The organism is Streptomyces sp. NBC_01116, from assembly GCF_041435495.1.
In the GTDB taxonomy this organism is placed as follows: Bacteria; Actinomycetota; Actinomycetes; order Streptomycetales; family Streptomycetaceae; genus Streptomyces.
Window position 1 is genome coordinate 3,268,344 of the sequence record NZ_CP108644.1, and the last position, 26,916, is coordinate 3,295,259.

At 71.7% G+C, this 26,916-nt stretch carries 16 protein-coding genes, 2 pseudogenes, 1 CRISPR repeat array and 1 riboswitch; of the genes and pseudogenes, 11 read left to right on the forward strand and 7 right to left on the reverse strand.

Features of this window, described 5'->3' with window-relative positions; all coding sequences use genetic code 11:
* Window positions 1–18: 18 nt before the first annotated feature.
* Window positions 19–3,552: a transcription-repair coupling factor gene (mfd, locus tag OG245_RS14185; RefSeq protein ID WP_371623878.1), complete on the reverse strand. Its 3,534-nt coding sequence runs from the start codon at window positions 3,550–3,552 to the stop codon at window positions 19–21.
* A gap of 607 nt (window positions 3,553–4,159) precedes the next feature.
* Here mfd and OG245_RS14190 point away from each other — a divergent pair.
* Entirely contained in the window at window positions 4,160–4,747 is a 588-nt protein-coding gene (locus OG245_RS14190) for a DNA-binding response regulator (protein WP_371623879.1), read from the forward strand.
* A 199-nt stretch (window positions 4,748–4,946) separates the two neighbouring features.
* Here OG245_RS14190 and OG245_RS14195 read toward each other — a convergent pair whose 3' ends face one another.
* Together OG245_RS14195 and OG245_RS14200 are read right to left on the reverse strand one after the other, a co-directional pair.
* Window positions 4,947–7,532: an ABC transporter permease gene (locus OG245_RS14195; RefSeq protein WP_371623880.1), complete on the reverse strand. Its 2,586-nt coding sequence runs from the start codon at window positions 7,530–7,532 to the stop codon at window positions 4,947–4,949.
* Window positions 7,529–8,317, reverse strand: a complete 789-nt coding sequence (locus OG245_RS14200; RefSeq protein WP_371623881.1) for an ABC transporter ATP-binding protein — start codon at window positions 8,315–8,317, stop codon at window positions 7,529–7,531. Before OG245_RS14200 ends, OG245_RS14195 begins: the two co-directional genes overlap by 4 nt.
* Window positions 8,318–9,016: 699 nt before the next feature.
* On the opposite strand from OG245_RS14200, the gene OG245_RS14205 reads away from it, so the two are divergent.
* Window positions 9,017–10,531, forward strand: a complete 1,515-nt coding sequence (locus OG245_RS14205) for an MFS transporter (protein ID WP_371627884.1) — start codon at window positions 9,017–9,019, stop codon at window positions 10,529–10,531.
* A 20-nt stretch (window positions 10,532–10,551) separates the two neighbouring features.
* Here OG245_RS14205 and OG245_RS14210 read toward each other — a convergent pair whose 3' ends face one another.
* Window positions 10,552–10,872, reverse strand: a complete 321-nt coding sequence (locus OG245_RS14210; RefSeq protein WP_371623882.1) for a hypothetical protein — start codon at window positions 10,870–10,872, stop codon at window positions 10,552–10,554.
* A 244-nt stretch (window positions 10,873–11,116) separates the two neighbouring features.
* On the opposite strand from OG245_RS14210, the gene OG245_RS14215 reads away from it, so the two are divergent.
* Window positions 11,117–12,598 carry a VCBS repeat-containing protein gene (locus tag OG245_RS14215; protein WP_371623883.1) on the forward strand — a complete coding sequence of 494 codons (1,482 nt, stop codon included), beginning with the start codon at window positions 11,117–11,119 and terminating at the stop codon, window positions 12,596–12,598.
* 506 nt (window positions 12,599–13,104) lie between these two features.
* Window positions 13,105–14,196: a MarR family transcriptional regulator gene (locus OG245_RS14220; protein WP_371623884.1), complete on the forward strand. Its 1,092-nt coding sequence runs from the start codon at window positions 13,105–13,107 to the stop codon at window positions 14,194–14,196.
* Between the two features lie 267 nt (window positions 14,197–14,463).
* A CRISPR array of direct repeats spans window positions 14,464–18,392; the repeat unit is 25 nt; unit sequence GTGGTCCCCGCGCACGCGGGGGTGG.
* A 93-nt stretch (window positions 18,393–18,485) separates the two neighbouring features.
* Here the strand turns inward: OG245_RS14220 and OG245_RS14225 are convergent.
* Window positions 18,486–19,337, reverse strand: coding sequence for a helix-turn-helix domain-containing protein (locus tag OG245_RS14225; protein ID WP_371623885.1), 852 nt, complete (start codon window positions 19,335–19,337; stop codon window positions 18,486–18,488).
* Window positions 19,338–19,362: 25 nt separating this feature from the next.
* Window positions 19,363–19,779, reverse strand: a pseudogene (locus OG245_RS14230) (DUF6879 family protein); the annotation flags it as partial.
* A gap of 328 nt (window positions 19,780–20,107) precedes the next feature.
* Window positions 20,108–20,193, forward strand: a riboswitch (ZMP/ZTP riboswitch).
* A 22-nt stretch (window positions 20,194–20,215) separates the two neighbouring features.
* Between OG245_RS14230 and OG245_RS14235 the strand changes: the two are divergent.
* From OG245_RS14235 to OG245_RS14250, 4 genes and pseudogenes are all read left to right on the forward strand, one after another.
* Window positions 20,216–21,082 carry a bifunctional 5,10-methylenetetrahydrofolate dehydrogenase/5,10-methenyltetrahydrofolate cyclohydrolase gene (locus OG245_RS14235; RefSeq protein ID WP_371623886.1) on the forward strand — a complete coding sequence of 289 codons (867 nt, stop codon included), beginning with the start codon at window positions 20,216–20,218 and terminating at the stop codon, window positions 21,080–21,082.
* Between the two features lie 224 nt (window positions 21,083–21,306).
* Window positions 21,307–21,579 (forward strand): annotated as a pseudogene (locus OG245_RS14240) (methyltransferase); the annotation flags it as partial.
* Window positions 21,580–21,757: 178 nt separating this feature from the next.
* Entirely contained in the window at window positions 21,758–22,060 is a 303-nt protein-coding gene (locus OG245_RS14245; protein WP_371623887.1) for an ArsR/SmtB family transcription factor, read from the forward strand.
* The gene (locus OG245_RS14250; protein ID WP_371623888.1) at window positions 22,057–22,446 is read left to right on the forward strand and encodes a VOC family protein; all 390 of its coding nucleotides are present in this window, start codon (window positions 22,057–22,059) and stop codon (window positions 22,444–22,446) included. The genes OG245_RS14245 and OG245_RS14250 overlap by 4 nt, the downstream gene beginning before the upstream one ends.
* A 9-nt stretch (window positions 22,447–22,455) precedes the next feature.
* On the opposite strand, the gene OG245_RS14255 is transcribed toward OG245_RS14250, so the two are convergent.
* Window positions 22,456–22,998: an ATP-binding protein gene (locus OG245_RS14255; RefSeq protein WP_371623889.1), complete on the reverse strand. Its 543-nt coding sequence runs from the start codon at window positions 22,996–22,998 to the stop codon at window positions 22,456–22,458.
* Between the two features lie 167 nt (window positions 22,999–23,165).
* Between OG245_RS14255 and OG245_RS14260 the strand changes: the two genes are divergently transcribed.
* The 3 genes from OG245_RS14260 (at window position 23,166) to OG245_RS14270 (ending at window position 26,826) form a co-directional block, all read left to right on the forward strand.
* On the forward strand, window positions 23,166–24,080 hold the full coding sequence (locus OG245_RS14260) for a Scr1 family TA system antitoxin-like transcriptional regulator (protein WP_371627885.1): 915 nt from the start codon (window positions 23,166–23,168) through the stop codon (window positions 24,078–24,080).
* Entirely contained in the window at window positions 24,043–24,162 is a 120-nt protein-coding gene (locus OG245_RS14265; protein WP_371623890.1) for a DUF397 domain-containing protein, read from the forward strand. The genes OG245_RS14260 and OG245_RS14265 overlap by 38 nt, the downstream gene beginning before the upstream one ends.
* 567 nt (window positions 24,163–24,729) lie before the next feature.
* Window positions 24,730–26,826: an ATP-binding protein gene (locus OG245_RS14270; protein WP_371623891.1), complete on the forward strand. Its 2,097-nt coding sequence runs from the start codon at window positions 24,730–24,732 to the stop codon at window positions 26,824–26,826.
* Window positions 26,827–26,916: the final 90 nt, after the last annotated feature.

The following is a 26,916-nucleotide window of genomic DNA, read 5'->3' on the forward strand; positions in this document are numbered from 1 at the left end:
GCGCAGCGGTCCCCGGACCTACGACCCCAGGATCGTCGTCAGGAACTCCCCCGTCCACGCCAGCAGTTCGCGGCCGATGACCGGCTTGCCGCCGATCTTTCCGGTCGTCGGGCGCGGGACCAGGATCTGGTGGGCGGCCGGCTTGATGACCGTCTTGGGGTGCAGGCGCTTCAGCCGCAGTTCCTGGGACTCGCGCAGCTCCACCGGCGCGAAGCGGATGTTGGAGCCCTGGAGGACGATCTCGCCGACGCCGCAGGCGCGGGCCAGCATGCGCAGGCCGGCGACCAGGAGGAGGTTCTCGACCGGTTCGGGCAGCGGGCCGTAGCGGTCGGTCAGCTCCTCGCGGACCGCGCGGATGTCGTCCTCCGAGGAGGCCGAGGCGATCGCGCGGTACGCCTGGAGGCGGAGCCGCTCACCGGGGGCGTAGTCGTGCGGGACGTGCGCGTCGACCGGGAGCTCGATCTTGACCTCCAGCGGGGGCTCCTCCTGCTCGCCGCCCTCCATCTGGGCCCGGTAGTCGGCGACCGCCTCGCCGACCATGCGGACGTACAGGTCGAAGCCGACGCCCGCGATGTGACCGGACTGCTCGCCGCCCAGGAGGTTGCCCGCGCCGCGGATCTCCAGGTCCTTCATCGCCACGTACATGCCCGCGCCCATCTCGGTGTGCTGGGCGATCGTGGCCAGCCGCTCGTGGGCGGTCTCGGTGAGGGGCTTCTCGGGGGGGTACAGGAAGTAGGCGTAGCCGCGGTCGCGGCCCCGGCCCACCCGGCCGCGCAGCTGGTGCAGTTGGGAGAGGCCGAAGTTGTCGCCGCGCTCCACGATCAGGGTGTTGGCGTTGGAGATGTCGATGCCGGACTCGACGATCGTCGTGGAGACCAGGACGTCGAACTTCTTCTCCCAGAAGTCCACCACCACCTGTTCCAGGGCCGTTTCCGACATCTGGCCGTGGGCCGTGGCGATCCTGGCCTCCGGGATGATCTCGCGGAGGCGGGCGGCGGCCCGGTCGATGGACTCGACCCGGTTGTGGATGTAGAAGACCTGGCCCTCGCGCAGCAGTTCACGCCGTACGGCCGCGCCGATCTGCTTCTCCTCGTACGGGCCGACGAAGGTGAGGACCGGGTGGCGCTCCTCCGGCGGGGTGGTGATCGTGGACATCTCGCGGATGCCGGTGACCGCCATTTCGAGCGTACGGGGGATGGGCGTCGCGGACATCGTGAGCACGTCGACGTTGGCGCGGAGCTTCTTCAGCTGTTCCTTGTGCTCGACGCCGAACCGCTGCTCCTCGTCCACGATGACCAGGCCGAGGTCCTTGAACCTCGTCTCGGAGGAGAAGAGGCGGTGGGTACCGATGACCAGGTCGACGGCCCCGTCCTTCAGGCCTTCGAGGGTGGCCTTGGACTCCGTCTCCGACTGGAAGCGGCTCAGCGCCCTGACGTTGACCGGGAATTGGGAGTAGCGCTCGGTGAACGTGCCGTAGTGCTGCTGGACCAGGAGGGTCGTGGGGACCAGCACCGCCACCTGCTTGCCGTCCTGGACCGCCTTGAACGCGGCCCGGACCGCGATCTCGGTCTTGCCGTAGCCGACGTCGCCGCAGATCAGCCGGTCCATCGGGACCGTCTTCTCCATGTCCTCCTTGACCTCGGCGATCGTGGACAGCTGGTCGGGCGTCTCCGCGTACGGGAAGGCGTCCTCCAGCTCGCGCTGCCAGGGGGTGTCCGCGCCGAAGGCATGGCCGGGTGCGGCCATCCGGGCGGAGTAGAGCTTGATCAGGTCGGCGGCGATCTCCTTGACCGCCTTCTTCGCCCGCTGCTTCGTCTTCGTCCAGTCCGCGCCGCCGAGCCGGTGCAGCGTCGGGGCCTCGCCGCCGACGTACTTGGTCACCTGCTCCAGCTGGTCGGTCGGGATGTAGAGGCGGTCGCCCGGCTGGCCGCGCTTGGCGGGGGCGTACTCGACGAGGAGATACTCGCGGGTAGCGCCCTGGACCGTGCGCTGCACCATCTCCACGTACCGGCCCACACCGTGCTGCTCGTGGACGATGTAGTCGCCGACCTCCAGCGTCAGCGGGTCGATCGTCTTGCGGCGGCGGGCCGGCATCCGGCCCAGGTCCTTGGTGGCGGTGCGCTGGCCGGTGAGGTCCGTCTCGGTGAGCACGGCGAGCTTCAGCGCCGGGTCGACGAACCCCTGCTCGATGGCCCCGCAGGAGACGTGCACCAGGGACGGGGTGATCCCGGTCAGATCCGCGTCGAGGCGGGCCGCGATGCCCTCGCCGCTCAGCACCTCGACCGTACGGGAGGCGAGGCCCTGGCCCTCCGTCACGTACACCGTGCGCCAGCCGTCGGCCAGCCAGCCCTTGGTGTCCGCGAGCGCGCGGGCGGTGTCGCCCCGGTACGCCTCGGGGGCGTGCATGGAGAGCTGGAGGGTGTCGTCGTCGTGGTCGGCGGCGTCGGCCGCGAACGGCGAGATCGACCACCACATCATTCCCAGCTCACGGGCCCGGTCCCGGACGTCCGCGATGCCCCAGAGCGAGGCCGCGCCCACGTCGATGGGGGCCTCGCCGCCGCCCGCGCTCGCCGCCCACGACGCCTGGAGGAACTCCTGGCTGGTGGCGACCAGGTCGGCCGCCCGGGTGCGGACGCGCTCCGGGTCGCAGACGATCGCCATCGCGTCCTCCGGGAGGACGTCGAGCAGCAGCTCCATGTCGTCGACCAGGACCGGGGCCAGGGACTCCATGCCCTCGACCGCGATGCCCTCCGCGATCTTGCCGAGCAGCTCGCCCAGCTCCGGGTGGGCCTCGGCGAGTGCCGCCGCCCGCTCCCGCACCTCGTCGGTCAGCAGCAGCTCGCGGCAGGGCGGGGCCCACAGCCCGTGCGCCGCGACCTCCAGGGACCGCTGGTCGGCGATCTTGAAGTAGCGGATCTCCTCGACCTCGTCACCCCAGAACTCCACCCGGAGGGGGTGCTCCTCGGTCGGCGGGAAGACGTCCAGGATCCCGCCGCGTACGGCGAATTCGCCGCGCTTCTCGACCAGTTCGACCCGGGAGTAGGCGGCGGCCGCCAGCGCGTCCACGACCTCCCCCAGATCCGCGCTCTGCCCGCCGGTCAGCGCCACGGGCTCCAGCTCGCCGAGCCCCTTGACCTGCGGCTGGAGCACGGAGCGGACCGGCGCGACCACGACGGAGACCGGGCCCGTCTCCGGGTCGTCCTCGCGGGGATGCGCCAGGCGCCGCAGCACGGCGAGGCGCCGGCCCACGGTGTCCGAGCGGGGCGAGAGCCGCTCGTGCGGCAGCGTCTCCCAGGACGGGTACTCGGCGATGGTGTCCGGCGGCAGCAGGGTGCGCAGGGCGGCGGCCAGGTCCTCCGCCTCCCGGCCCGTCGCGGTGACGGCCAGCACGGTCCGGCCGGTCTGCCGGGCCAGCGCGGCCACGGCGAACGGCCGCGCGCCGGGCGGGCCCACCAGGTCGACGTGTGACCGGTGCCCGTCCCCGGCGGCCTTCACCGCCTCGGCGAGCGCCGGGTCCGTAACGACGACATCCAGCAGACCGTGCAGGCTCATGAAGTTTCCGTCCGGGGTTCAGATCAGGTGCAGCTCAGGGTTCACCGGCAGCCGGCTGCTACCGGGGCAACGCGAAGGGCCCGACACGTCAGGGGTGCCTGATCCGCCGGGCACCCCCGGGGGCCGGGATGGCTTCCAGGGTACGACCCGGGGGCGACAGCCGCGTCCGCAACCGGTGAGTGTGCGGTCCGTGCCGCCCTGCCGCGCGCATCCCGGGCCCGGCAGCCCGCACCCCGGGCCCGCCGTCCATATCCGGAGCCCGGCCGCCCGCACCCCCGGCCCGGCCCATACCCCGGCCCGGCCGCCCGTCGCGCCGTCACCGCCGCTCGTCGACGGTCCCGCACCGTTCGTCTCCGCCCCGCGCACAGTTCCGCCGGGGGCCCTCACAGGAGTGTTCCCAGCGTCTAGTCTTTTGCCCGACCATTGCACGAACACGCGGACGGGTTCTTCGGCCGGCCCGCCACCCATGCGGTATGGGGCACGGTCGACGGCACGGAGTACGGGGCACGGGCGCGGGGCACGGGCGGAGCGGGCAGCGGCCGGGACGGGCGGCGCGGGGTGATCCCCTCGGCGTACGCCTCCACGGCACCAGGCATCGGGGGCGTACGTGGGCGAGAACGAGATGTCTGTCTTCGGGGTGCCGGAGGCCGAGGAAGAGATCTACCGGCACTTCCTGCGCCACCCCGGCACCCGCGCCGACGACCTCCGCCTCCTGCCGCACTCCCGCCCCCAGGAGGCGCGCGCCCTGATCGCCCGCCTCCAGGAGCGGGGGCTGCTGCGCGCCGAGGACGCCGAGCGGCGGATCTTCCCGGCGGATCCCGAGGTGGCTCTCACCCGGTTGGTGGACGTCCGGCTGCACACGCTCCATCAGGAGTTGCAGCGCGTCACCCGGTCGCGGCACGTCATTGACGGTCTACGCGCGGAGCACAGGGCCCGTACACCCTCCGCCGACACCTCGCGGGGCGCACGCCCGGCCCACCGCGGCGGCGAGGGCGCCGCCGCCCCTCGCCCTTCCGGCATCGAGCGGCGGGTGCTGGTGTCGATGTGCACGGTGGGCAAGGACGAGGCGGGCGCACGGGAGCTGGGGGTGTCGGTGCGGACCTATCGGCGGCACGTCGCCGATCTGATGCAGACGCTCGGCGCGGCCAGCCGGGCGCAGGCCGCGCTGCTGGCCCGGGAGCGCGGTTGGATCTGAGGCCCGAGGGCCCGAGGGCCGGGCGGCCCGGCGGCCTCGGCGAGAGGGAAACGGGGAACGCGGTGCGGGGAAGCACGATGAGGGGGAACACGGTGCGGGGAACGCGGTCGGCCCCGGGACGTTTGGAGGAACGTCCCGGGGCCTGCCGGTCATCCTACGGTGACGCCCGGAGCGTCACCGTAGTCGGGAGGGCGCCGGGTCACCCGTCCGACGCGATGGCGTTCAGGACGTTCATCCGGCCCGCCCGGAAGGCCGGGACGAGAGCGGCGAACAGTCCGACGAGGGCGGAGCAGGCGAAGACCGTGAGGATCGTCGGCCACGGGATCTCCAGGACCTCAAGGCCCTCCAGCGCCAGCAGCTTCTGGGCCGCGGTGCCCCAGCCCATCCCGAGTCCGAGTCCGAGCAGCGCCCCGAAGAGGGCGATGACCACGGACTCCAGCCGGATCATGCGGCGCAGCTGGCGGCGGGAGAGCCCGATGGCACGCATCAGACCGATCTCGCGGGTCCGTTCGACCACGGAGAGGGCGAGGGTGTTCACCACACCGAGCACCGCGACGATGATCGCCAGGGCGAGCAGGCCGTACACGATGTTGAGCAACTGGCCGATCTGGTCCTTCAGGTCTTCCTTGAAGTCGGCCTGGTTCTGCACCTTGTAGACCGGGTACTCGGCCATCGCGCTCTTCAGGGCCGCGTACGCCTCCTTCTCCTTGCCCTCCTCCGCCTTGCCGAACATGGCCACGTTCTGCGGCATCCGGTCGGCCGGGACGTAGGACGTCGCCGTCGTGAGGTTGGTGTACATCGCGCCGCGGTCGATGTTGGTGTCGTCGGAGGTGATGGCGGCGACCTTCAGCTTCGCCGTATGACCCGCCTTGAAGGCGACGGTGAGGGTGTCGCCGACCTTGACCCCGTGCTTCTCGGCGTAGTCCTCGCCGACGGACATGGCGTTCTCGCCGTACGCCTTCGCGAGGTCGCCGGAGAGCGCGGTGCGCCGGACGTCCTGCTGGTACGTCGGGTCGGCGGCGGTGATCCCCTCGTCCTCGGTCTTTCCGTTCGGGGCGGTGATCTTCGCCTTGAGGAAGGTGTAGTCCGTCATGTGCTCCAGGCCGGGGACGGCGCGCACGGCGTCGGCGGCCTGGGGCACGATCGGGCGGCCGGTGCTGCTGTCCTGGACGATGAAGTCCGCGCCGACCGACTTGTCGAGCTCCTCGGTGGCCGAGGCCACCATGGAGGACCCGACGACGGACAGGCAGGCCACCAGGGCGAGCCCGATCATCAGGGCCGCTCCGGTCGCTCCCGTACGCCGGGGGTTGCGCAGGGCGTTGCGCTCGGCCAGCCGGCCGACCGGGCCGAAGAGCCGCAGGACGACGACGCTCAGGGCCCGCACCACCACACCGGCCAGGAGCGGGCCGATCACGATGAAGCCGATCAGGGTCAGCAGCACGCCGAGGGCGAGGAACATCGAGCCTTCGGTGGCCTTGTCCGTCTGGGTCGTCGCCCACAGGGACGCACCACCGGCCGCCGTCAGGACCAGGCCGATACCGGCCCTGATCCAGCCGGACTTGCCGTCCGCGGGGGTCCCGGCGTCGCGCAGCGCGGCCATCGGCGAGACCTTGCCGGCCCGGCGGGCCGGGATGTACGCGGCGAGGACGGTGACGACGATGCCGAGCACGAGGCCGATCGCCGGGGTCGTCCAGGCGACGGTGAGGTCGCCGGTGGACAGCTCCATGCCCACCGCGCCCATCGCCTTCATCAGGCCGACGGCGAGGCCGACGCCGGCCGCGACGCCGAGCAGGGAGCCGACGATGCCGAGGAGGACCGCCTCCACCAGCACGGAACGGTTGACCTGCTTGCGGCTGGAGCCGATGGCCCGCATCAGACCGATCTCGCGGGTCCGCTGGGCGACCAGCATCGAGAAGGTGTTGACGATGAGGAAGATGCCGACGAGGAAGGCGATCCCGGCGAAGCCGAGCATCGCGTACTTCATGACGTCCAGGAAGGACCCCATGGAGTCCTTGTTGGCGTCCGTGGCCTCCTGCTGGGTCTGGAGCTTGTACGCGGCCGAGCCGTCGAGGACGGTGGCGACGTTCTTCTTCAGCTGGGTGTCGCTGACGCCGCTCTCCGCGCTCACCAGGATCTGGGAGAAGACGTCGGGGGCGCCGAGCAACTGCTTCTGGGCGGTGGCGGTTTCGAGGTAGACGACGGCCGCGCCCGGGTTGGTGACGGTGAAGGACGCGATGCCGCTGATCCGCGTCGTGAAGTCGCCGGTGGCGGCGATGACGCGCAGCTCGTCACCGATCTTCAGCTGGTGCTTGTCCGCGGTGTCGGCGTCGACCATCGCCTCGGTGGGGCCGCGGGGTGCGTGTCCGGAGGTGATCTCCATCGAACGCAGGTCGTTGCCGGTCCAGTTGCTCGCGATGGTCGGGGCTCCCGTCTCGGAGCCCAGGTTCTTGTTCTCGCTGTTGACGACGGTGACCGCCATGGAGAAGACGGAGCCCTCCGCCTTCTTCACCCCGTCGGCCTTCGTGACCTCCTGGACGGCGGAGGCGGGCAGCGAGGCGGGCTTGCCGTTGTCGGGCTGCTCGTCGTTCTCGCCGGCCGCCTTCGGGCTGACGGTGACGTCGGGCGAGGTCACCGCGAAGAGCTTGTCGAAGGTGGTGTTCATCGTGTCGGTGAAGACGAGCGTGCCGCAGACGAACGCCACGGACAGCAGCACCGCCACGGCGGAGAGGGCCATCCGGCCCTTGTGCGCGAGGAAGTTGCGCACCGAGGTCTTCCAGACAGTCATGACGTCCGCCCACGTGCGTCGAAGTGCTTCATGCGGTCGAGGACCTGGTCCGCGGTCGGGTCGTACATCTCGTCGACGATGGAACCGTCGGCGAGATACAGCACCCGGTCCGCGTAGGAGGCGGCGACGGGGTCGTGGGTGACCATGACGATGGTCTGGCCCAGCTCGTCGACCGACTTGCGCAGGAAGGACAGGACTTCGGCCCCGGCGCGGGAGTCCAGGTTCCCGGTGGGTTCGTCACCGAAGATGATCTCCGGCCGGGCGGCGAGCGCCCTGGCGACGGCGACACGCTGCTGCTGACCACCCGAGAGCTCGGTGGGGCGGTGCTTGAGGCGCTCGGCGAGCCCGACGGTCTCCACGACCTGCTGGAGCCAGGCGGCGTCGGGCTTGCGGCCCGCGATGTCCATCGGCAGCGTGATGTTCTCCAGCGCGTTGAGCGTCGGGAGCAGGTTGAACGCCTGGAAGATGAACCCGATCCGGTCGCGCCGGAGCTGGGTGAGCTTCTTGTCCTTGAGCTTGGTGATCTCGGTCTCGTCGAGATAGATCTCGCCCGACGTCACCGTGTCGAGCCCGGCCAGGCAGTGCATCAGGGTCGACTTGCCGGAGCCGGACGGGCCCATGATCGCCGTGAACTGCCCGCGGGCGATGTCCACATCGACATGGTCGAGCGCGACGACCCGGGTCTCCCCGGTGCCGTACGCCTTCACGACCTGCCGCGCTCGCGCCGCGACGGCCGTACGCCCTCCAGTGCCCCCGTGCCTGGGAATGGTCACAGCCGTTGTCACGGTATTTCTCCTATGTCGGTCGATGACTGGACGTCATTGGGTACGGTCCGATTCTGGTTTCTGGACGGTGCCCGGCGCGATGGTGCCCAGCGCAGTCTTCAGGTGGGGTTTTCCCTACCTGCCCCCCTGCGGCGGGCCGTAGCGGCGACGTAAGAACAGGTTAAGGAAATGCCCCCTGACGCCACGTCCTCCGCCGGGAGGAACGGGCCCTGGCCACTATGAGGGGGTGCCCCCTAGGGGACTCGTCCCTCAGGGGGAGGCGAGGTCAGGGGCACCTTTCGGCCCGGCGGGGACCACGGGCGGCGCGACCGCCCAACCGGAGCGGAGGGGTCCGCCGGCGCCCCCTCAGCCGCCCTGCCTCTTCCCCTCGTCGGCCCGCCCCCGCCGGTCCTTCGGTCGTTCTCCTCGCGCGATCCCCGATCGTTCTCCTCGTCCCGCCCCGTACGGCGCTCCCGAATGAGACAGTGCCCCGGGAGATACGTGCATAGGGAAGGAAACCCGGTGAGCGGCTCGGACGACAAGAGGGACGTGGGCGCGGACGGCACAGCCGAGCCCCGCGCGGGCACGGGTACGAATACGGACTCAGGCGCGGGCGCGACTACGGATACGGGTACGGGTGCGGGCTCCGGCGGGGACGGGGAGGGGGACGGCGCGAACGTGTCGCCCGCCCTCACCACCCCCCGGGGCCGCCGCCCCGTCGTGGCGGCCCTCATGCTCGGCATGGCGCTGGCGGCCATCGACGGCACCATCGTGTCCACCGCCGTCCCCCAGATCGTCGGCGACCTGGGCGGGCTCGCCGTCTTCTCCTGGCTCTTCTCCGGCTATCTGCTGGCGGTCACGGTCACGCTCCCGCTGTACGGGAAGCTCTCCGACACCTTCGGACGCAAGCCGGTCCTGATAGCCGGGATCATCCTCTTCCTGATCGGCTCGATCCTCTGCGCGGCGGCCTGGAACATGGGCGCGCTCATCGCGTTCCGCATCGTCCAGGGCCTGGGCGGCGGCGCGCTCCAGGGCACGGTCCAGACCATCGCGGCCGACCTCTACCCGCTCAAGGAACGGCCGCGCATCCAGGCGAAGCTGTCGACGGTGTGGGCCACTTCCGCGGTCGCCGGGCCGGTGGTCGGCGGGCTGCTCGCCGGGTACGCCGACTGGCGGTGGATCTTCCTGATCAACCTCCCGGTCGGGGCGGTCGCCCTCTGGCTGATCGTCCGCCACCTCCACGAACCCGCGCGCCCCCGCCCCGCCGCCCGGCCCCGCGTCGACTGGGCGGGCGCGCTCGCCGTCTTCGCGACCGGCGCCCTGCTGCTCACCGCGCTCGTGCAGGGCGGTGTGGCCTGGCCCTGGCTCTCGGCGCCCTCGCTCGGCCTGTTCGGGGTGAGCGCGGTGCTGGCCGCGCTCACCGTCGTGATCGAACGGCGGGCGGCGGAGCCGATCATCCCGGGCTGGGTGTGGCGTCGCCGCACCATCGCCTCGGTCAACCTGGCGCTCGGCGCGTTGGGCCTGCTGATGGTCGCGCCGACCGTCTTCCTCCCCACGTACGCCCAGTCGGTGCTGGGCCTCGGGCCGATAGCGGCCGGATTCGTGCTCTCCGTGATGACGCTGAGCTGGCCGGTCACGGCGGCCCTGTCCGACCGGGTCTACAACCGCATCGGCTTCCGGCTCACCGCGATCATCGGCATCGGGACCGCCCTGCTCATCCTGCTGGCCTTCCCCCTGCTCCCCTACCCCGGCGAACCCTGGCACCCGGCCCTGCTCATGCTCCTGCTCGGCGCGGCCCTCGGCCTGTTCCAGCTCCCGCTGATCGTGGGCGTCCAGTCGACGGTCGGCTGGGCGGAGCGCGGTACGACGACGGCGTCCGTCCTCTTCTGCCGCCAGCTCGGCCAGAGCATCGGCGCGGCGGTCTTCGGGGCCGTCGCCAACGGCGTCCTGGCCGCCCGCCTCCTCGACGCCCCGGTGACCGGCCTCCCCGACGACCTGGACGCGGTCGCCCGCGCCCTGGAGGACCCGGGCACCCTCTCCCCGGCGGCGACGGACTACCTGCGCCGGGCGGTCGACGCCGCGGTGGACCACGTCTACATCGGGGCCGCCGGAGCCGCGGCCCTGGCCCTGCTCGCCCTGATCACCCTGGCCCCGCGCCGCTTCCCGGTCATCACCGAGACCACCGAGGCCCCGAGGAACAGCGGGGCGGCCGACCGGCAGGACACCTCTTCCTGACCCGGTTCCGCCACGTGCCGTCAGATCGGGTGGTGGCGGCCCCAGAGCCGGTTCGCCAGGGGTGCCGCGGCTCCTACGAGCGCCATGGCCGAGGCGGCGACCCAGTACCTCGGCCCCTGCCCCAGCGCCAGCACCGACACCACGCCCACGACGGCTCCGGCACTCAGGCTCAGGGCCGGCCACCACTCGCTGCGGCGCAGCAGGCCGGGGACGGAGTACAGCGTCAGGAGGGCTCCGACGACAAAGGCGAACTCATACCAGCCGCCTCCGTCCGGGAGACTCCACCCGCTGCGCCGTCCTCCGTTCGTCTGAACGAACCCCAGATGGACCGTACCCGCCACACCCCAGAACAGCCCTCCGGCCCCACCACGCCTATCGACGCTCTCAACTCCCTGTTCCCCATGGGGAAAGAGTAGGCACCGTGCGCATGCGGCCCCGGTCTCTTGATCACGGGTGTCCGGTGGGTACAACCTGTGGCCGGATCCGGCTGTCTGTACGAGTGCAGATCAACTGCATTCGACGCGCAGTGACCATCGGGTGAACACGCCCGGGACGTTCCCGCGCCCTCTCCCTCAGGAGTCCCGCGTGGCAGCCCGCACCCTCGGTACACGCCTGGTCCTCGCCGTCACCGTGGCATCCGCCGCCACCGTGGCATCCGCCGTCGTCGGCCTGCCGCACGTCGCCCATGCGACCGTGCCGTCCGGCCCCGTACAGGCGAAGACCGCCCCCGCCGTGCCGCAGGACGATTTCAACGGTGACGGGTACGGCGATCTGGCGTTCTCGGCGCCCGGGGCGACGGTCAACGGTCTCGCCGGTGCCGGATTCGCCGGAGTGGTCTACGGGTCGAGCAGCGGCCTGAAGACCGCCACCAAGCAGGTCCTCACCCAGGACTCGGCCGGCATCCCCGATGTCGCGGAGACCGGGGACAGGTTCAGCAGCACGCTCGTCTCCGCCGACCTCGACAAGGACGGATACACCGACCTGGTGGTCGGCTCGGCGGGTGAGGACGGCGCCGGCGTGGACGCCGGGACGCTGACCGTCGTATGGGGTGGTGCGGCCGGGCTGTCGGGTGGCGCCACACTCCTGGCGGGCACCCCGTACGGCGAGGTCGGCAGCGAACTGACCGCGGGCGACTTCGACGGGGACGGGTCCAAGGACCTCGCCACGTTCGTGCACGACGACCTCCAGGTCCTGACGGGGCCGTTCACCCGCGCCGGAGCCGCGGCCTCCGCCACCCTGACGCCGTATGCCACGCACCGGTGGTTCGAGCTCAGGGCGGGCGATGTCAACGGCGACGGGCGAGACGATGTCGTGGGTGTCTCCCACCACGACAGCGAGGACGACCTGCGGATGCTGTCCGTCGCCGCGGGCAGCCCCACCGGTCCAGGTCGCTTCAGCGTGGCGACCGGAGCCGACGGGCACCGGCTGGAGGCCGGGGAGAAGCTCGCCGTCGGCAACGTGAACGGCGACGCGTACGCCGACATCGTCGTGGGCCGCCTCGAAGGCTACGACAGCGACGTCGACCACCCCCTCTCGCTCGGCGGCCTGATCACCTATGTGCCGGGCAGCGCCGCGGGCGCCCAGGGCGCCAAGGCGAAGGTCTTCAACCAGGACTCCCCGGGCGTGCTCGGTGCCGCCGAGCGCGGCGACCTGTTCGGCCAGTCCCTCGCCATCGCCGACACCAACGGGGACGGCTACGGGGAGGTCGCCGTCGGGGTGCCGGGCGAGGCGCTCGGCACGGTCGCACGGGCGGGCGGGATAGTGATCCTGCTGGGCACGGCGGCCGGCCCGACGGGCACGGGTTCGACGGGCTTCAACCAGACCACCGAAGGCATCACGGGGACGGCGGAAACGGGCGACCTCTTCGGCGGTGCGGCCGCGTTCGTGGACGGCGACAAGAACGGCCGCGCCGAACTGGCGGTGGGCGCACCCGGCGAGAACGCCGGTGAGGGTTCCCTCTGGGTCGTTCCGTCGATGAAGACCGGAACGGGCTCCTTCACGTTCGGCCACGGCACGCTGGGGACGGTGGCGGTCAAGGCGACCCTGGGGTCGTCCTTCAGCCGCTGAGTCGCGCGCCACCGCCCCTGGCCTCCTGCGACGGCGAGCACGAGTGCGTGTGTTCCGGCCAGACCAGCGGCTGTCGTTCCGCTCCTACGGGCAGGCCTTCTCCTACGGGCGGGCCTGCTCCTACGGGCCTGCCTTCCTGGGCGAACTCCCCGAAGCTCGGGTTCCGGGCTTCGGGCGTCGGGCGTCGGGCTTCGGGACGGTCGGGTCACTCTTCCGGGGGATACGTGAGCGGGTCCCGGCCCGAAGCTCGGGTGCCGGGACTCGGGCGTCGGGATGCGGGACCCGGGGTTCGAGCGTCTTCTTTAACCGGTAGGCAGAAAAGGGGGTTTGGGGAAAACCTCCCCTACCTCCCTGCCCCGTCACGGCCAGGAAGTATGACTAATCGTGACGGCTTGCGGCACAGCGTCACGACTGCTTACGGTGCGAGAACCAAACGACCCCGACACGGTGTTAGAGCACCAGGCCGGGGTCTCACCACAAGATCGATAACCCAGAAAGCCGATCCCATGGCTACCCAGCACCTTAGCCCTGCCCTGCGTGCCCCAGCAGCCTCAGCCGCGTACCCGATGGCCAAGCCCGGCTACGGCAAACGTTCCGCACCGGACCAACAGGCCCGTACGCGGCACGACTTCGCTCTCCTGCCGACCCGTGAGCGGTACGTCGCCGGGTTCGTCGACCACCTCCCCGAGGGTGCGGCGATGAGCGTGAAGACCCTCGCGAAGCAACTCCCGCTCTACGGCCAGCAGGCCATCTCGACGGCTCTCACCGCCTTGTCCGTCGCCGGGCACCTGCGGCGCGTACGGTGCGCGGGCGGTGCGGGCGACGAGACCCGCTGGGTCTTCCGCACGTTCTGGTCGCGCACGGCACGCGACAACGAGTGGTGGAACACCTACCTCGCCACCGAGAAGGCCGCGCTGGCGGCAGCGCCCGCACCGGCGATGTCCGCCCCCGATATGACACCGCCGCCATCTTGGGGCCCGGCCGAGGAACCACTGCCGCCCGCCCCGGAGAGCCTCGACACGGACCGGGCCCCCGAACCCACCGCCGTACCGCAGCAGCGCACCCCGTCCCCCGCACCGGGCGCCGAATCCGCACCGGACGCTGCGGACGCCGCTCCCGTGAAGCCCCACCCCTCCGAAGCCGGCCGGTCTCCCGCCTACCTCGCCCTGGCCCGCCTCGGCCGCGACGACCACCGCCTGGCCCTCTCCGCCGACGACTGCACCGCCCTCGAACCGCAAGCGGCGCAATGGCTCGCCCGGGGCGTGAGCATCGACTACCTGACCCACGCCCTCACCGCAGGACTCCCCGCCCAGGTCGACAGCCCCCTCGGCTTCATCCGCCGCCGCCTCACCGACAAGATCCCACCCCAACTGGCCACGGAGAACTCCCAACCCGCCACCCCCGCCCCAACCCGCCGCCTCCTCATGGAATGCACCGACTGCGGACGCCCCGGCCAGCCAGAAGCCCTCCCCGACGGCCTCTGCCGCCCCTGCCGCACAACCCACACCCGAAACAAGGAGCACACGACCCACCCCGCCCACATCGCCCACGTCAAAGCACACATGAACAACCTCCGCGACCTGCTCAAACCCGTCTGACCCCCACAGTCCGGCCGGTCCCACGGCCCTGGCATACCGAAGCCACCAGCAAGCAGCACTCAGCGACACCAAAGCCCGCTTGCGACGGGACGATGGCCACCCATCCCCTCAACACACCACCCCTCAAGGCCCCGGAAAGGGCAGAATCACCCCCAAGCCTGTAGAGCTTCGAGCAAAGCCGTTCGCACCACGGAGGGCAATATGTCCGTTTCTCAAGAAGTGGGTAACTTCCGCCCCGCCGCCACATAAACCCGCAGGTCACGAACTGTGGTCCCCGCGCACGCGGGGGTGGCCCCCGCCGCTGGAGCGCGGCGACCTTCTGGAGATCGTGGTCCCCGCGCACGCGGGGGTGGCCCCGTTCGACAAGACGCGGAACGAGTGGACCGACGGTGGTCCCCGCGCACGCGGGGGTGGCCCCCAGGACGGGTGGCTGACCCCGGGCAACCCGAAGTGGTCCCCGCGCACGCGGGGGTGGCCCCTCCTCGATCTCGACGAGGCTCGCGATGCCTTTGTGGTCCCCGCGCACGCGGGGGTGGCCCCTACCACAAGGAGAACCTCATGGGTCTGTTCAGGTGGTCCCCGCGCACGCGGGGGTGGCCCCGGTGCGGTGACCAGGTCGGCGCTCGGGTCGGCGTGGTCCCCGCGCACGCGGGGGTGGCCCCGCCCGCCTGACCGCCGGGCAGTGCCTCGACTCGTGGTCCCCGCGCACGCGGGGGTGGCCCCCGAGTCCGCGACATCGCCGCCGTGGTGGCCGGGTGGTCCCCGCGCACGCGGGGGTGGCCCCGTGGGCGACAGAAAGTCCCGCCCCGCTGGTTCGTGGTCCCCGCGCACGCGGGGGTGGCCCCGCGGCGGCGGCCTGCGCCTGCCCCTGGGCCGTGTGGTCCCCGCGCACGCGGGGGTGGCCCCGCGTGCGGACGTCGCGCTGCGAGAGGCGATCAGTGGTCCCCGCGCACGCGGGGGTGGCCCCTCGGGGACCCCCGCCAACCTCGCGTGGGCGTCGTGGTCCCCGCGCACGCGGGGGTGGCCCCTGGCCGACGTCGTTCTGGGCGGCCTGGAGGAGGTGGTCCCCGCGCACGCGGGGGTGGCCCCGACTTCGAGCACCCTCAGCCAGTTGTGAGGGTGTGGTCCCCGCGCACGCGGGGGTGGCCCCCTCGATCTGGGCATGTCGTTCGCCCGGGAGCTGTGGTCCCCGCGCACGCGGGGGTGGCCCCCTCGATCTGGGCATGTCGTTCGCCCGGGAGCTGTGGTCCCCGCGCACGCGGGGGTGGCCCCCTGATGACCCTGCCCCCCGCTCGCGGGTGCTCGTGGTCCCCGCGCACGCGGGGGTGGTCCCACGGACTGCTGGGGGATCAGCGCCATCACGGTGTGGTCCCCGCGCACGCGGGGGTGGTCCCGCTACCGGATCATGACCGGCCGTGGCACGTGTGTGGTCCCCGCGCACGCGGGGGTGGTCCCACGGCCTTGAGGTTCTTGGTGGTGTCGACCTGGTGGTCCCCGCGCACGCGGGGGTGGTCCCAACCTCTTGTACTCCAAGGGCGTCGCCGTGGTGTGGTCCCCGCGCACGCGGGGGTGGTCCCAGCCCGACCAGCTCGGCCCCGGCCCACTCCCGGTGGTCCCCGCGCACGCGGGGGTGGTCCCCGCCCGCGACGAACATTTCGCGCAGGGCTCGGGTGGTCCCCGCGCACGCGGGGGTGGTCCCTTTCTCGATGCGCACTTTGGTGCCGGGGTAGGGGTGGTCCCCGCGCACGCGGGGGTGGTCCCGTGCCGGTGAGTTCGTACCGCGTCGACTGAGTGTGGTCCCCGCGCACGCGGGGGTGGTCCTACCTAGACCCGCCCGAGAACACGACCTACGCCGTGGTCCCCGCGCACGCGGGGGTGGTCCCTCGACCAGGTCGCCGTCGCGCTCGATGCGGAAGTGGTCCCCGCGCACGCGGGGGTGGTCCCGCGGTCGCCGCCCCTCTCGAAGAGGCGTACCGGTGGTCCCCGCGCACGCGGGGGTGGTCCCTCCACCGACGGGTGCAACACGAGGGCCGAGGTGTGGTCCCCGCGCACGCGGGGGTGGTCCCTGGTCGTGAATCGGCGCGGCAAAGTCGCTGCGGTGGTCCCCGCGCACGCGGGGGTGGTCCCGGCACGACCGTGCCGAGCAGCGGCCACATGATGTGGTCCCCGCGCACGCGGGGGTGGTCCCTCTGCGTGAACCTCTGGCCCCGGCTATCACCAGTGGTCCCCGCGCACGCGGGGGTGGTCCCACCGGGATCCTGTACTTCGCGGTCCCGTTCTTGTGGTCCCCGCGCACGCGGGGGTGGTCCCTGGGACGCTGAGAAGGGGTGTCAGTGTCAGGGGTGGTCCCCGCGCACGCGGGGGTGGTCCCCCCGGCGGCGGCACGCTTCTCGGCGTCGGCGGGTGGTCCCCGCGCACGCGGGGGTGGTCCCGGCTGCTGCTGACCAACCGTGGCGGTGGGACTGTGGTCCCCGCGCACGCGGGGGTGGTCCCGAACGGGTGGGAGTACCCGCGCGAGCCGGGACGTGGTCCCCGCGCACGTGGGGGTGGTCCCGGTCAACCCCGCCGGGTGGGAGCAGGTCTCCGGTGGTCCCCGCGCACGCGGGGGTGGTCCCCCGCCGGGGTGGTTACCAACTTCTTTGACGCTGTGGTCCCCGCGCACGCGGGGGTGGTCCCGCCTTGAGCTGGGCCGGGCGGGACAGGCCCGGGTGGTCCCCGCGCACGCGGGGGTGATCCCATGTAGAGCGGGAGTTCCGGCGCGCGGGCCGGGTGGTCCCCGCGCACGCGGGGGTGGTCCCAATGCCAGCGGGCATTATGTGCGGCGAGTGCGGTGGTCCCCGCGCACGTGGGGGTGGTCCCGTGGTGCTGCCGGACATGCCGGACGTCGGTGTGTGGTCCCCGCGCACGCGGGGGTGGTCCCGGCTTCCCCTTGATCATGTGCGCGTAACGCTGGTGGTCCCCGCGCACGCGGGGGTGGTCCCGAGGCCATCCTCCTCATCGGCCCGCCGCCGGTGTGGTCCCCGCGCACGCGGGGGTGGTCCCGGCGCTCCGAGGAAGCGGTCAGACGCTCGGAGGTGGTCCCCGCGCACGCGGGGGTGGTCCCGTCTCCGGCCAGTCGGCCAGGCCCCGGATGTCGTGGTCCCCGCGCACGCGGGGGTGGTCCCGAGACCTCGGCCGGTACCTCAAGGTCCCGCACGTGGTCCTCGCGCACGCGGGGGTGGTCCCGCCTGCGGGGTGATCCGTTCCGGCTGGATCTTGTGGTCCCCGCGCACGCGGGTGGTCCCGCACTAGGGTTGGGGCTCGATGACCCCTTCCCGTGGTCCCCGCGTACGCGGGGATGGTCCCGGCGTGCTGGACCTCCGGACCAGCAACTTGATGTGGTCCCCGCGCACGCGGGGGTGGTCCCCAGAGCGTGAACACGGACGCGTAGCCCGTCGCCTGGTCCCCGCGCACGCGGGGATGGCCCCTCCGGGAGCGAGGCCACCAGCTACGCGCTCCGGTGGTCCCCGCGCACGCGGGGGTGGTCCCGCCAGCAGCGACGCGATGGTCTTGCCGGACCGGTGGTCCCCGCCCACGCGGGGGTGGTCCCGTCATCGGGCCCGTGTGGATGCCCGGTCTGGCGTGGTCCCCGCGCAGCGGGGGTGGCCCCGACTACACCGCTCTGTTCGCGGAGGGGTACGTACGGTCCCCGCGCGTGCGGGGGTGGTCCCGCCACCGCGTGCGCCCGGCAGAATCCATAGGCGTGGTCCCCGCGCACGCGGAGATGACCCCCACCACCGGGGAGCCGTGCGCGCAGAGCGTGCGTGGTCCCCGCGCACGCGGGGTTGGTCCCGGGAGCTACTACGGGTGGCACGATGCCGTGACGTGGTCCCTGCGCGTGCAGGGGTGGACCTCAGCGGACGCCGCACGCCCTGGGCCTTCCTGGTTCTTCCCCGCGCACGCGGGGGTGGCCCCGGCACCAACAACCTGCTCACCGGCGACGCGCGCTGGTCCCCGCGTGTGCGGGGCTGGTCCCCGCGTGTGCGGGGCTGGTCCCCGCGTGTGCGGGGCTGGTCCCCGCGTGTGCGGGGCTGGTCCCCACTGAGCGAGGCGTTCGTCGGCCTCGGCCTGGTGGTCCCCGCGCCTGCGGGGGTGGTCCCTCGTCAGACCTACTACGTCCCTTGTGGGGAAAGTGGTCCCCGCGCACGCGGGGGCGGTCCCGGCTAGTCGCACCCCCACTGCATCCCCTGAGCTGGGGTGTTACGGCGACCGCTGGAAGGACAGTTCGTCTGTGTCGGTCATGCCCTGGGTCAGCCGAGGGAGTCGATGGCCTTCACGATCAGGGCCCGCGCCTGCGCGCCGTACACCGCGGTCTGCCGCAGCTCCTCGAATGCGCTCGCGTACAAGGCGATCTCGCTGGGCTGGGTGATCCGGACCCGGGCCGAGACCAGCTCGACCGAGACGAGGGAGTCGTCGTAGACGTGGAACGTCTCGCGCGGCCACTGCTGGCGGTGCGCCGTGGTCGGGATGATGCCGAGCGACACAGCCGGAAGGGCGCCGGCGGTGAGGAGGTGGCCGAGCTGGGCGGCCACCGCGTCGGCGTCGCCGATCCGGTAGTGGAGTACGGCCTGCTCGATGAGGAGAACGAAGCGGCGGCCCCGCTCGTGGATGATGCGCGAGCGGTCGACCCGGGCGCGGGCAGCTTCGGCGCTGTCGTCGACCGGCAGCTCGCGGAAGCGGGCGCTCATTCCGAGGATGGCAGCCGCGTACCCCTCGGTCTGAAGGAACCCTGGCACGAGCGAGGAGGAGTAGACGCGGAAGAGCTCGGTCCGCCGGAAGAACGCGGTTGAGCTGTTCTGCAACTGCTTGAGTCCGTGGCGGATCTGGTGGCGCCACTCGGTGTACATCGACTCGGCGTGGAGCGACTGGGCGATGAGGTCTTCGGCCAGTGCCTCCGCATCGGCGGCACGACACCAGCGGCGGATGTCGCTTGTAGAAGGGGCGGTGCGGGCGTTCTCGATGCGGGACGTCTTGGCGTGGTGCCAGCCGCACCCGGCGGCGAGCTCGGTGACCGTGAGCCCGGCTCCCTTGCGGAGGTCGCGCAATCGCTTTGCGACGACTTCGCGCGCGGCCTGGGCCGAGGAGGAGGGGGAGGGGGTCATGTGCCGGCCTGTCCGGGTGCGGTCGTCAGCGGATCTCGTACTGATCGTGCGCTACGCCTCGGCCCCACACGGCTTCGAACATCTCGCCGCACAACTTCACCGCTGACGGGTCGGTGGTGTGCTCCGGGCCCTGCGACGAGCCGTCGCCTGCGAAGTGGTTCCACCGGACGAGGCGGTCGTCGAACAGCCAGAAGTCATTGCCGGGCAGGGCGATGTCGGAGGCGTGGCGGCGGGGCAGCCACCGCACCTGTTCGCCGGCCGCGATGTTCGTGAAGGTGCCTGAGTGCTCGTAGCGGATGTACTCGCTGGCGGGCTCGGACACGATGCGGGCCCGGCGGATGACGACGCCGCGGCCTACGGTCTCGGCGACCAGGTCGAGCCAGGGCCGCCACCAGGACGCACGGTCCGCAGGGTCGTGGCGGAAGCCGTCCCGCCATTCGGCGGGCTTCGAGTTCGGGGCTCGGCTTCCACCCCTGAAAGACGAGCTCGCCCTTCCCCCGGTCGACCCACACGGTTGAACTCTCGTCGTCGCCGGTCTGCGGGTCGATTCCGATGAACTGTAGCGACATGGGGCACCTCCGGCTGAGGGGTGTGCAGTTGTGTGCTTCTCTGCACTTCACTCTCACCAGTGAAGAGGGGAATGTGACTCGTCAAAGGGCCTCCGAGTTGGATGGGGATGGGGCCGGGATGGTCGGCGACCGCCCAGCAGGTCGTGGGCGCGTCAGGGATGAGGGTGCTGCGCTGTGCGAGCAGTTGGTCGACTACAGTGCGGTGCGGGCCGTGACTGGCGCTGAGGTGGAGCACCACCGGGGAGCGGTCTGACGAGACGTCGTTGCCGTGCGCCTGGGCGAGTAGTCAGCAACGCCTGGAGGACAATCGTGTCCGCGACTCAGACGGCCCAGCTCATGGACGGCACCAGCCTTGCCAAGCGCATCGTCGAAGAGGCTGCTGCCAAGGCGGCGGAGATTTCACAAGGCACGGGCACTGCCCCGTGTCTGGCGACCGTATTGGTAGGAGAGGACCCCGCGTCGGTCACGTACGTCCGCATGAAGCGGGCGAGGTGCGCAAAGGCAGGTATCCAGTCCCGGCACATCAGTCTGCCTGCCACGACCACGACCGCTGAGCTGATCGACACCCTCGCCGGCCTGTCCGCCGATCCGGAGGTGCACGGCATCCTGCTCCAGCATCCTTGCGGCCCGCACATCGACGAGCGCGCGGCGTTCGAGGCGATCGCCCCGGAGAAGGATGTCGACGGGGTCACGATGCACTCCTTCGCCGCGATGAGCTTTGGCCTGCCGGGCTTCGTGTCCTGCACGCCGGGCGGCATCATGCGACTACTGGAGGCATACGACGTCGACCTCGCCGGCAAGCGCGCCGTCGTCGTGGGCCGCAGCGCAATCCTCGGCAAGCCGGTGGGCATGCTCCTGCTCGCCAAGGACGCAACGGTGACCTACTGCCACTCCCGCACGGCCGACCTGTCGGCGGTCATCCGGGAAGCGGACGTCGTGGTAGCGGCCGTGGGACGCCCCCGGCTGATCCGGGGTGAGGACATCAAGCCCGGCGCGATCGTGATCGATGCCGGATACAACCCGGGCAACGTCGGCGACGTGGACTTCGACACCGCCTTCACCCGCGCCCGTCTGATCACCCCGGTGCCTGGCGGCGTCGGGCCTATGACCATCGCCGTTCTGCTCGCACAGACCGTGGACGCCGCCGCAAGCCAGCTCGGAATCCAGCACCACTGACCTGGGGAAGGTCATTCGGACTCTTTCGGACGGCGGCGCGCGGGGATGCCGAGGTCGACGGGCGGGCGTTGCGCGCGGCGCTGGGTCTCGTCCCTCCTGCTGCGGAGGAAGGTGAGGGTGAGGTCGATGCCTTCGATCTCACCGATCCAGCCTTCGGCTTCCGCGCGGGCCCGGCGGTCGAGCAGGTCGGCTTCCAGTTCCGCGAGGCGGGGCAGCATCTTGAGCGGCAGCTACAGGACCGGTGTGAACCAGTCTTCGGGACGGACGACCGGGCGACGCTGGTCCACTCGGACGAGCCGGTCGTCCCGGAGCTCGACGACGGGATCGGGGGTGGGCCCGGCATCGCGACGTCGTCGAACTCCATGCCGTCGATGGCGGCCCGGATGCTCGGGCTCCTCGGCGTCGAGGACGGGCACCGTGTGTTGGAGATCGGCACCGGGACCGGGCACATTGCCGCGCTGCTCTGCGAGCGCCTCGGCGAGGAGCAGGTCTACGCGAGGCACGGGTAGAGCCCGTTCCTCAAGCGAGCGCCCGGCGGGATGCCCACGTCTCCTGCCGGGCGCTCCTCTGCTCCGCGAGTCGTCGGCGGATCCCGGCAACCGGACCCACCGCCTCGCCTGGGAGGACCCGGGACCCGCCTTGATAGGCAAGTCGCTACTTGCCTATCGTGGGGTCATGGCGGACGATGTCTTCAAGGCCCTGGCCGACCCCACCCGGCGGCGCATCCTCGACGAGCTGACGGAACGGAACAGTCAGACCCTGTTCGAGATATGTGCGCGGCTCGCGACCAGGCACGGTCTGGGCCTGTCCCGCCAGGCGGTCAGCCAGCACCTGGCCGTCCTGGAGGCGGCGGGCCTGGTCGTCTCGCGCCGCGAGGGCCGCTACAAGTTCCACGACCTCGACACCGAACCCCTTGAGCACATCGCCGGCCGATGGCTCGGGCCGAAGCCACCACAGACACCGGAGAGCACCCCATGAGGATCAACCTGACCAGCGTCTTCGTCGAAGACCAGGAGAAGGCCCTGCGCTTCTACACGGACGTCCTGGGCTTCCGGAAGAAGCACGACGTCCCGCTCGGCGGCGAGGACCGCTGGCTGACCCTGGTCTCGCCGGAGGACCCCGAAGGCACCGAACTCCTCCTGGAGCCGAACAAGCACCCCGCCGTGAGGCCGTACACGACGGCCCTGGTCGAGGACGGCATCCCCGCCACCGCCTTCGCCGTGGACGACGTACAGGCCGAGTTCGAGCGACTGAGCAAGCTCGGCGTGCGGTTCACCCAGGAGCCGGCGGAGATGGGCGCCGTCACCACAGCGGTCCTGGACGACACCGTCGGCAACCTGATCCAGATCATGCACAGCGCATAGGGAGCGTCCTCAGTCCTCGCCCGGAGACCCCGGACCACCCGGAGGCCTCGCCGCCGCCACCTCCGCCCACACCGTCTTCCCGATCGGATTCCGGGGCTCCCACCCCCAGCGCGACGCCAGGCACTCCACCAGGAACAGGCCGCGCCCCGACTCCTGATCGTCCGGCGGCAGCTTCGGGTCCTCGGGCGTCCGGCCGAGGACGGCGTCCGAGACCTCGATACGGAAACGGCTCGCGGAACCCTCGTACTCCACCCGCACATGGAAGTTCCGCCCCCGGAGCCGCCCGTGGCACACCGCGTTGGCTGCCAGCTCCCCCAGCACCAGGGCCACCGCGCACGTCGCGTCCGTCATCGGCCCGAACCCCCAGTACCCCAGCTGCCGCACCACCGTGCGACGGACGAGCTGTGCTCCCCGGGGTGTCGAGGGGAACTGCCGCGACAGGCTCCCGTAGCCGTTGGCAGTCAGCCCGAAGCGGTGCGGGAGGGGCGGGGCCTCTTCCCGTCGGGCGGTCTCCGCCGCCGCGGGCGTCTTCTTGCCGGTCATGCCGACCATCCGTTCGCTCGACTCTCCTCACGTCACCCACACGTGCGAGTTCCGTGACGTTCCGTACTCAAGAGTCGGCAGCGCGGCCTAGCGTCGGAAGGTGACAGCGCCTTACCTCGCAGGCCGTAAGGAACGGAAGCAGCGCCGTGACCAAACCCATTGACCCGCAGTCCTCCATGGCCGCGCTCTTCGGATCGCGCGTACGCAAGTTACGTACGGCGGCCGGGCTCACCCAGACCGACGTGGGCGCACTCACGCATGTGGTCGGCAGCCGCATCGCCCAGATCGAGCGCGCGACCGGGGCGAAGCCGACGCTGGAGCTGACCCGGGCCCTGGACAGGGAGCTGGTCGCGGACGACCTGCTGATCGACCTCTGGCCGTACGTGTACCGGGAGGCGTTCCCTGACTGGTCGCGGGCGTTCATCGCATACTCGGCCCGTGCGGCGGTGGTTCGCGAGTACGCCTCGCATGCCGTGCCCGGCCTGCTGCAAACACCGGAGTACGCGCGGGCGTTGCTGAGCGTGGGACACACGCTGCGGGACTCCGAGCACCTGGAGGAACGTCTCGCGGCCCGGCTCGACCGACAGGTTCGGCTGACCGGCCCGGACCGGCCGGAGCTGTGGATCATCCTCGACGAGGCCGTGCTGCGCCGGCCGATCGGCGGATCCGCCGTGATGCGCGGCCAGTTGGAGAAGCTGCTCAGGATGGCCGAGGAGCCCAACATCACGATCCAGGTGCTGCCGTTCGACCAGGGCGCGCACGGCTCGCTGGGCGGTTCCCTCACTGTGCTGGTGATGCCGGACGGCACCGAGGTCGCCTACACGGAGGGCGCGCACCACGGCCAGTTGACCGAGGAACCGGACGATGTCGAACGGTTCGTTCTCACTTACGATCAGCTCAGGGCGATGGCACTGCCGCCGCTGATGTCACTCGCCATGATCCGATCCGTGTTGGAGGCCGATAACCGTGCAGCGAGTGTCCCGTCCCGATCTGACCGCCGCCGCCTGGCGCAGCAGCAGCTACAGCAACCAGGAGGGCGGCAACTGCGTACAGGTGGCGGACGGATTCCCCGGCGTCGTCCCCGTCCGTGACAGCAAGAACCCCCACGGCCCCGCCCTGGTGCCGGCCGATGCCGCCTGGGCGGCGTTCATCGCCGGAGTCGTCGCCCGCTGACGCGCGTTCCGGCCGAACGGCCTCTCGGGGCGAGGGCCCGTACCGCCCCGTTTACTGGTGTCATTGAGCACTTACTGGTGTCATCCCGGATCTACCGGCACCGCCGCAACCTCGCTGTGCCGATCGAACGGCACAGCGAGGTTTTCGAGATTGACCGAAAAGAACTCCTCCGCAGTGGTCATCTCCGCTTCGTGGCTTGATATGCGGCTTGATCCGCGGCGTGATCCGCGGCTTCGTCCAAGGCTTCATCCGAGGCCCAGCGGCGGGTGTACCGCACATACCTGGACCGCCCGCCAGTGGCCGATGTCCGTCCGAGCGCCCGCCGTCGCCAGCGCGCCGCCTCGCGACTACCACAACGGTCACAGGCCGCTGGCCACTTCTCGACAAAATCACTCTGCCCACGGACTATGCCGCAGTCCGGATCATCCACCGCACAAGCATGTCTACGATGTGGTCAACCCCTGACAGGAAAGACCGCTTCCGGTTTGCTCCGATGCACCAAGGTGATCTGCACCTTCTCGGAGCGGCCGCATACCTTCTGCCCGGTAGATCTGAGGGACCGCATTCATGCCGAAACCCGCACCAGCCAGCCAGCACCGGCCGAGGAAGACGCCCAGGGCCGCGATAGCCCCGCTTGTGGCCGTGTTGTCGGCGAGTGCCGTCGCCGGAGCCGTGGCAGCGACTCTGGCGCCCTCGGAAGCGCGCGGCTGGGTTGTGGCGGTGGTTCTCACCGCCTGGGTGGCTCTGGCCGTCACGCTCGCCACCGCTCACGGCGTCACCCGGCGGGCCCGGCGCTCGGCCTCGGCCGAGGGCGCGGAGGCCGAACGGCTCAAGGCCGCCCTGGCCGCTCTCGAAACGGACACGGCGCACACCGCCGACGTGGCGCTGCCCGCGTTGATCCAGCTGGTACGCGGTGGGGTGACGGCCGCCGACGCCCTCGGCCGGGTCCCGTTGCCGCGCAGCCCGCGTCAGCGCAAGCTGCTCCACGTCCTCGCGACCACGGTCGAAGGGCAGACGCAGCAGACCGCCTCGCTGCGGACGGAGAGCACCCGGGTCCACGACGAGCTGGGGGCGGAGAACGCCCGGCTCCGTGAGGAGCTGCGTGCGCTGACCTCCGAGGTCGACCGGTTCACCCGCGAGACGCTGCCGGGCGTGGTCGCCAGGCTCCGTGACGGCGAGTCCGGCGCCACGGTGCTGTCCGAGGTGTACCTGCCGGAACAGCCGCTGCTGCGCGCGTCGGTCGAGGCGGTCCTCCGGGAGCTCTCGCTCAGCGAGCGCCGTGCTCTCGCGGCGACGACCGCGTCCGCCAAGGCGCTCAGCCGGGTCCAGGCGAAATCCGTCAGCATGCTCGCCGATCTGCGCACCATGCAGGAACGTCACGGCGAAGAGGTGTTCGGGGATCTGCTGAAGCTGGACCACAGCACCTCGCAGCTCGGCCTGATGACCGACCGGCTGGCGCTGCTGATGGGCGGCCGGCCGAGCCGCGCCTGGAACAGGCCCATCGTCATGGAGAGCATCCTGCGCGGCGCGGTCGGCCGCATCGCCGCCTACCAGCGCGTACGCCTGCACTGCTCCTCCAACGTCTCCATCTCCGGCTTCGCCGCCGAAGGCGTCATGCACCTGCTCGCCGAACTGATGGACAACGCCGCCAACTTCTCGCCGCCCATCGACGAGGTGCACGTCTACGTCGAGGAACGCGGCACCGGCATCGTCGTCACCATCGAGGACAGCGGTCTGAAGATGGCCGACGCGGCGATGCGACGGGCGGCCGACTCCGTCGCCGGCCGGACGACCGACCTCGCGACCCTCCAGGGCACCCGGCTCGGCCTCGCCGTCGTGGGACGGCTCGCGCTCAAGCACCGGATCAGCGTCAACTACCGCCCGTCCTCGCGCGGCGGCACCGGCGTGGTCGTCCTGCTCCCCCGCCATCTGATCGCGCAGGAGCCCCGCGAGAACCACCCGGCCCCGATGCAGCGGGCGGTCGCAGCGCCCGCAGCACCCGCAGCGACGCCGCCCGCGCCCGCCTCCCCGGCACCGCCCGCACCGCCCGCACCCCTCGCACCGGCCGCCTCCGCCTTCCCGGCGCCGCTGCCCGCACCCGAGCCCACCCCTGTACAGCCGCCGTCACCGGGCTACACGCAGCCGCCCGCCGCCCCCGCGCCCCTGACGCCCTCCGTGCCGGAAGCGGTCGCGCCCGCCCCCGTAACTCCGCGGGACCCGTTCGCTCCGCGGGACCCGTTCGCTCCGCGGGACCCGTTCGCTCCGCGGGACCCGTTCGCTCCGCCGGCGCCCGCTGCGGCGGAGAACCACCTCGTGGTCCGTCCGCGCCAGCCCGGACGGGGTGCCGGCGGCCCGGCGGTGAGCTCCACCCCGGGCGGCCTGCCCGTACGCACGCCCGGCCGGACCATGGCGGAGGCGGACCGGGAGCGCGGACGCCATCGCGGCTCGCCCGCGCCCGCGGCTCCGGGAGACCCGCGCGGCACCGCGCCGCGAACCTCACCGCCCCGCAGCGCGGGACAGCAGTTCGGCGCCTTCGGGCGCGGTACGAAGGCCGGTGGCAACCCCGGCAGCACTCCCGGCAATCCCGAAGGCAGGGCCGGAGACCTCGACGGCCGAGCCGCAGGACCCGACGGCGGGACCGTACCGCCGACCACCGCTCCGTAACCCGGAACCCCCATCCGTTCGGTGTCCGGTCCACCGGACGCGCTCGCTCGAACACCCGAGATTGGAGGTACGGGCCCTCGCCGCTCCCCC

Excerpts from the sequence above, each read along its gene's own strand:
- mfd (WP_371623878.1), bottom strand. The coding sequence starts at position 3,552 with ATGAGCCTGCACGGTCTGCTGGATGTCGTCGTTACGGACCCGGCGCTC.
- OG245_RS14195 (WP_371623880.1), bottom strand. The coding sequence starts at position 7,532 with ATGACTGTCTGGAAGACCTCGGTGCGCAACTTCCTCGCGCACAAGGGC.
- OG245_RS14220 (WP_371623884.1), top strand. The coding sequence starts at position 13,105 with ATGGCTACCCAGCACCTTAGCCCTGCCCTGCGTGCCCCAGCAGCCTCA.
- OG245_RS14225 (WP_371623885.1), bottom strand. The coding sequence starts at position 19,337 with ATGACCCCCTCCCCCTCCTCCTCGGCCCAGGCCGCGCGCGAAGTCGTC.
- OG245_RS14245 (WP_371623887.1), top strand. The coding sequence starts at position 21,758 with ATGGCGGACGATGTCTTCAAGGCCCTGGCCGACCCCACCCGGCGGCGC.
- OG245_RS14250 (WP_371623888.1), top strand. The coding sequence starts at position 22,057 with ATGAGGATCAACCTGACCAGCGTCTTCGTCGAAGACCAGGAGAAGGCC.
- OG245_RS14255 (WP_371623889.1), bottom strand. The coding sequence starts at position 22,998 with ATGGTCGGCATGACCGGCAAGAAGACGCCCGCGGCGGCGGAGACCGCC.
- OG245_RS14260 (WP_371627885.1), top strand. The coding sequence starts at position 23,166 with ATGGCCGCGCTCTTCGGATCGCGCGTACGCAAGTTACGTACGGCGGCC.
- OG245_RS14270 (WP_371623891.1), top strand. The coding sequence starts at position 24,730 with ATGCCGAAACCCGCACCAGCCAGCCAGCACCGGCCGAGGAAGACGCCC.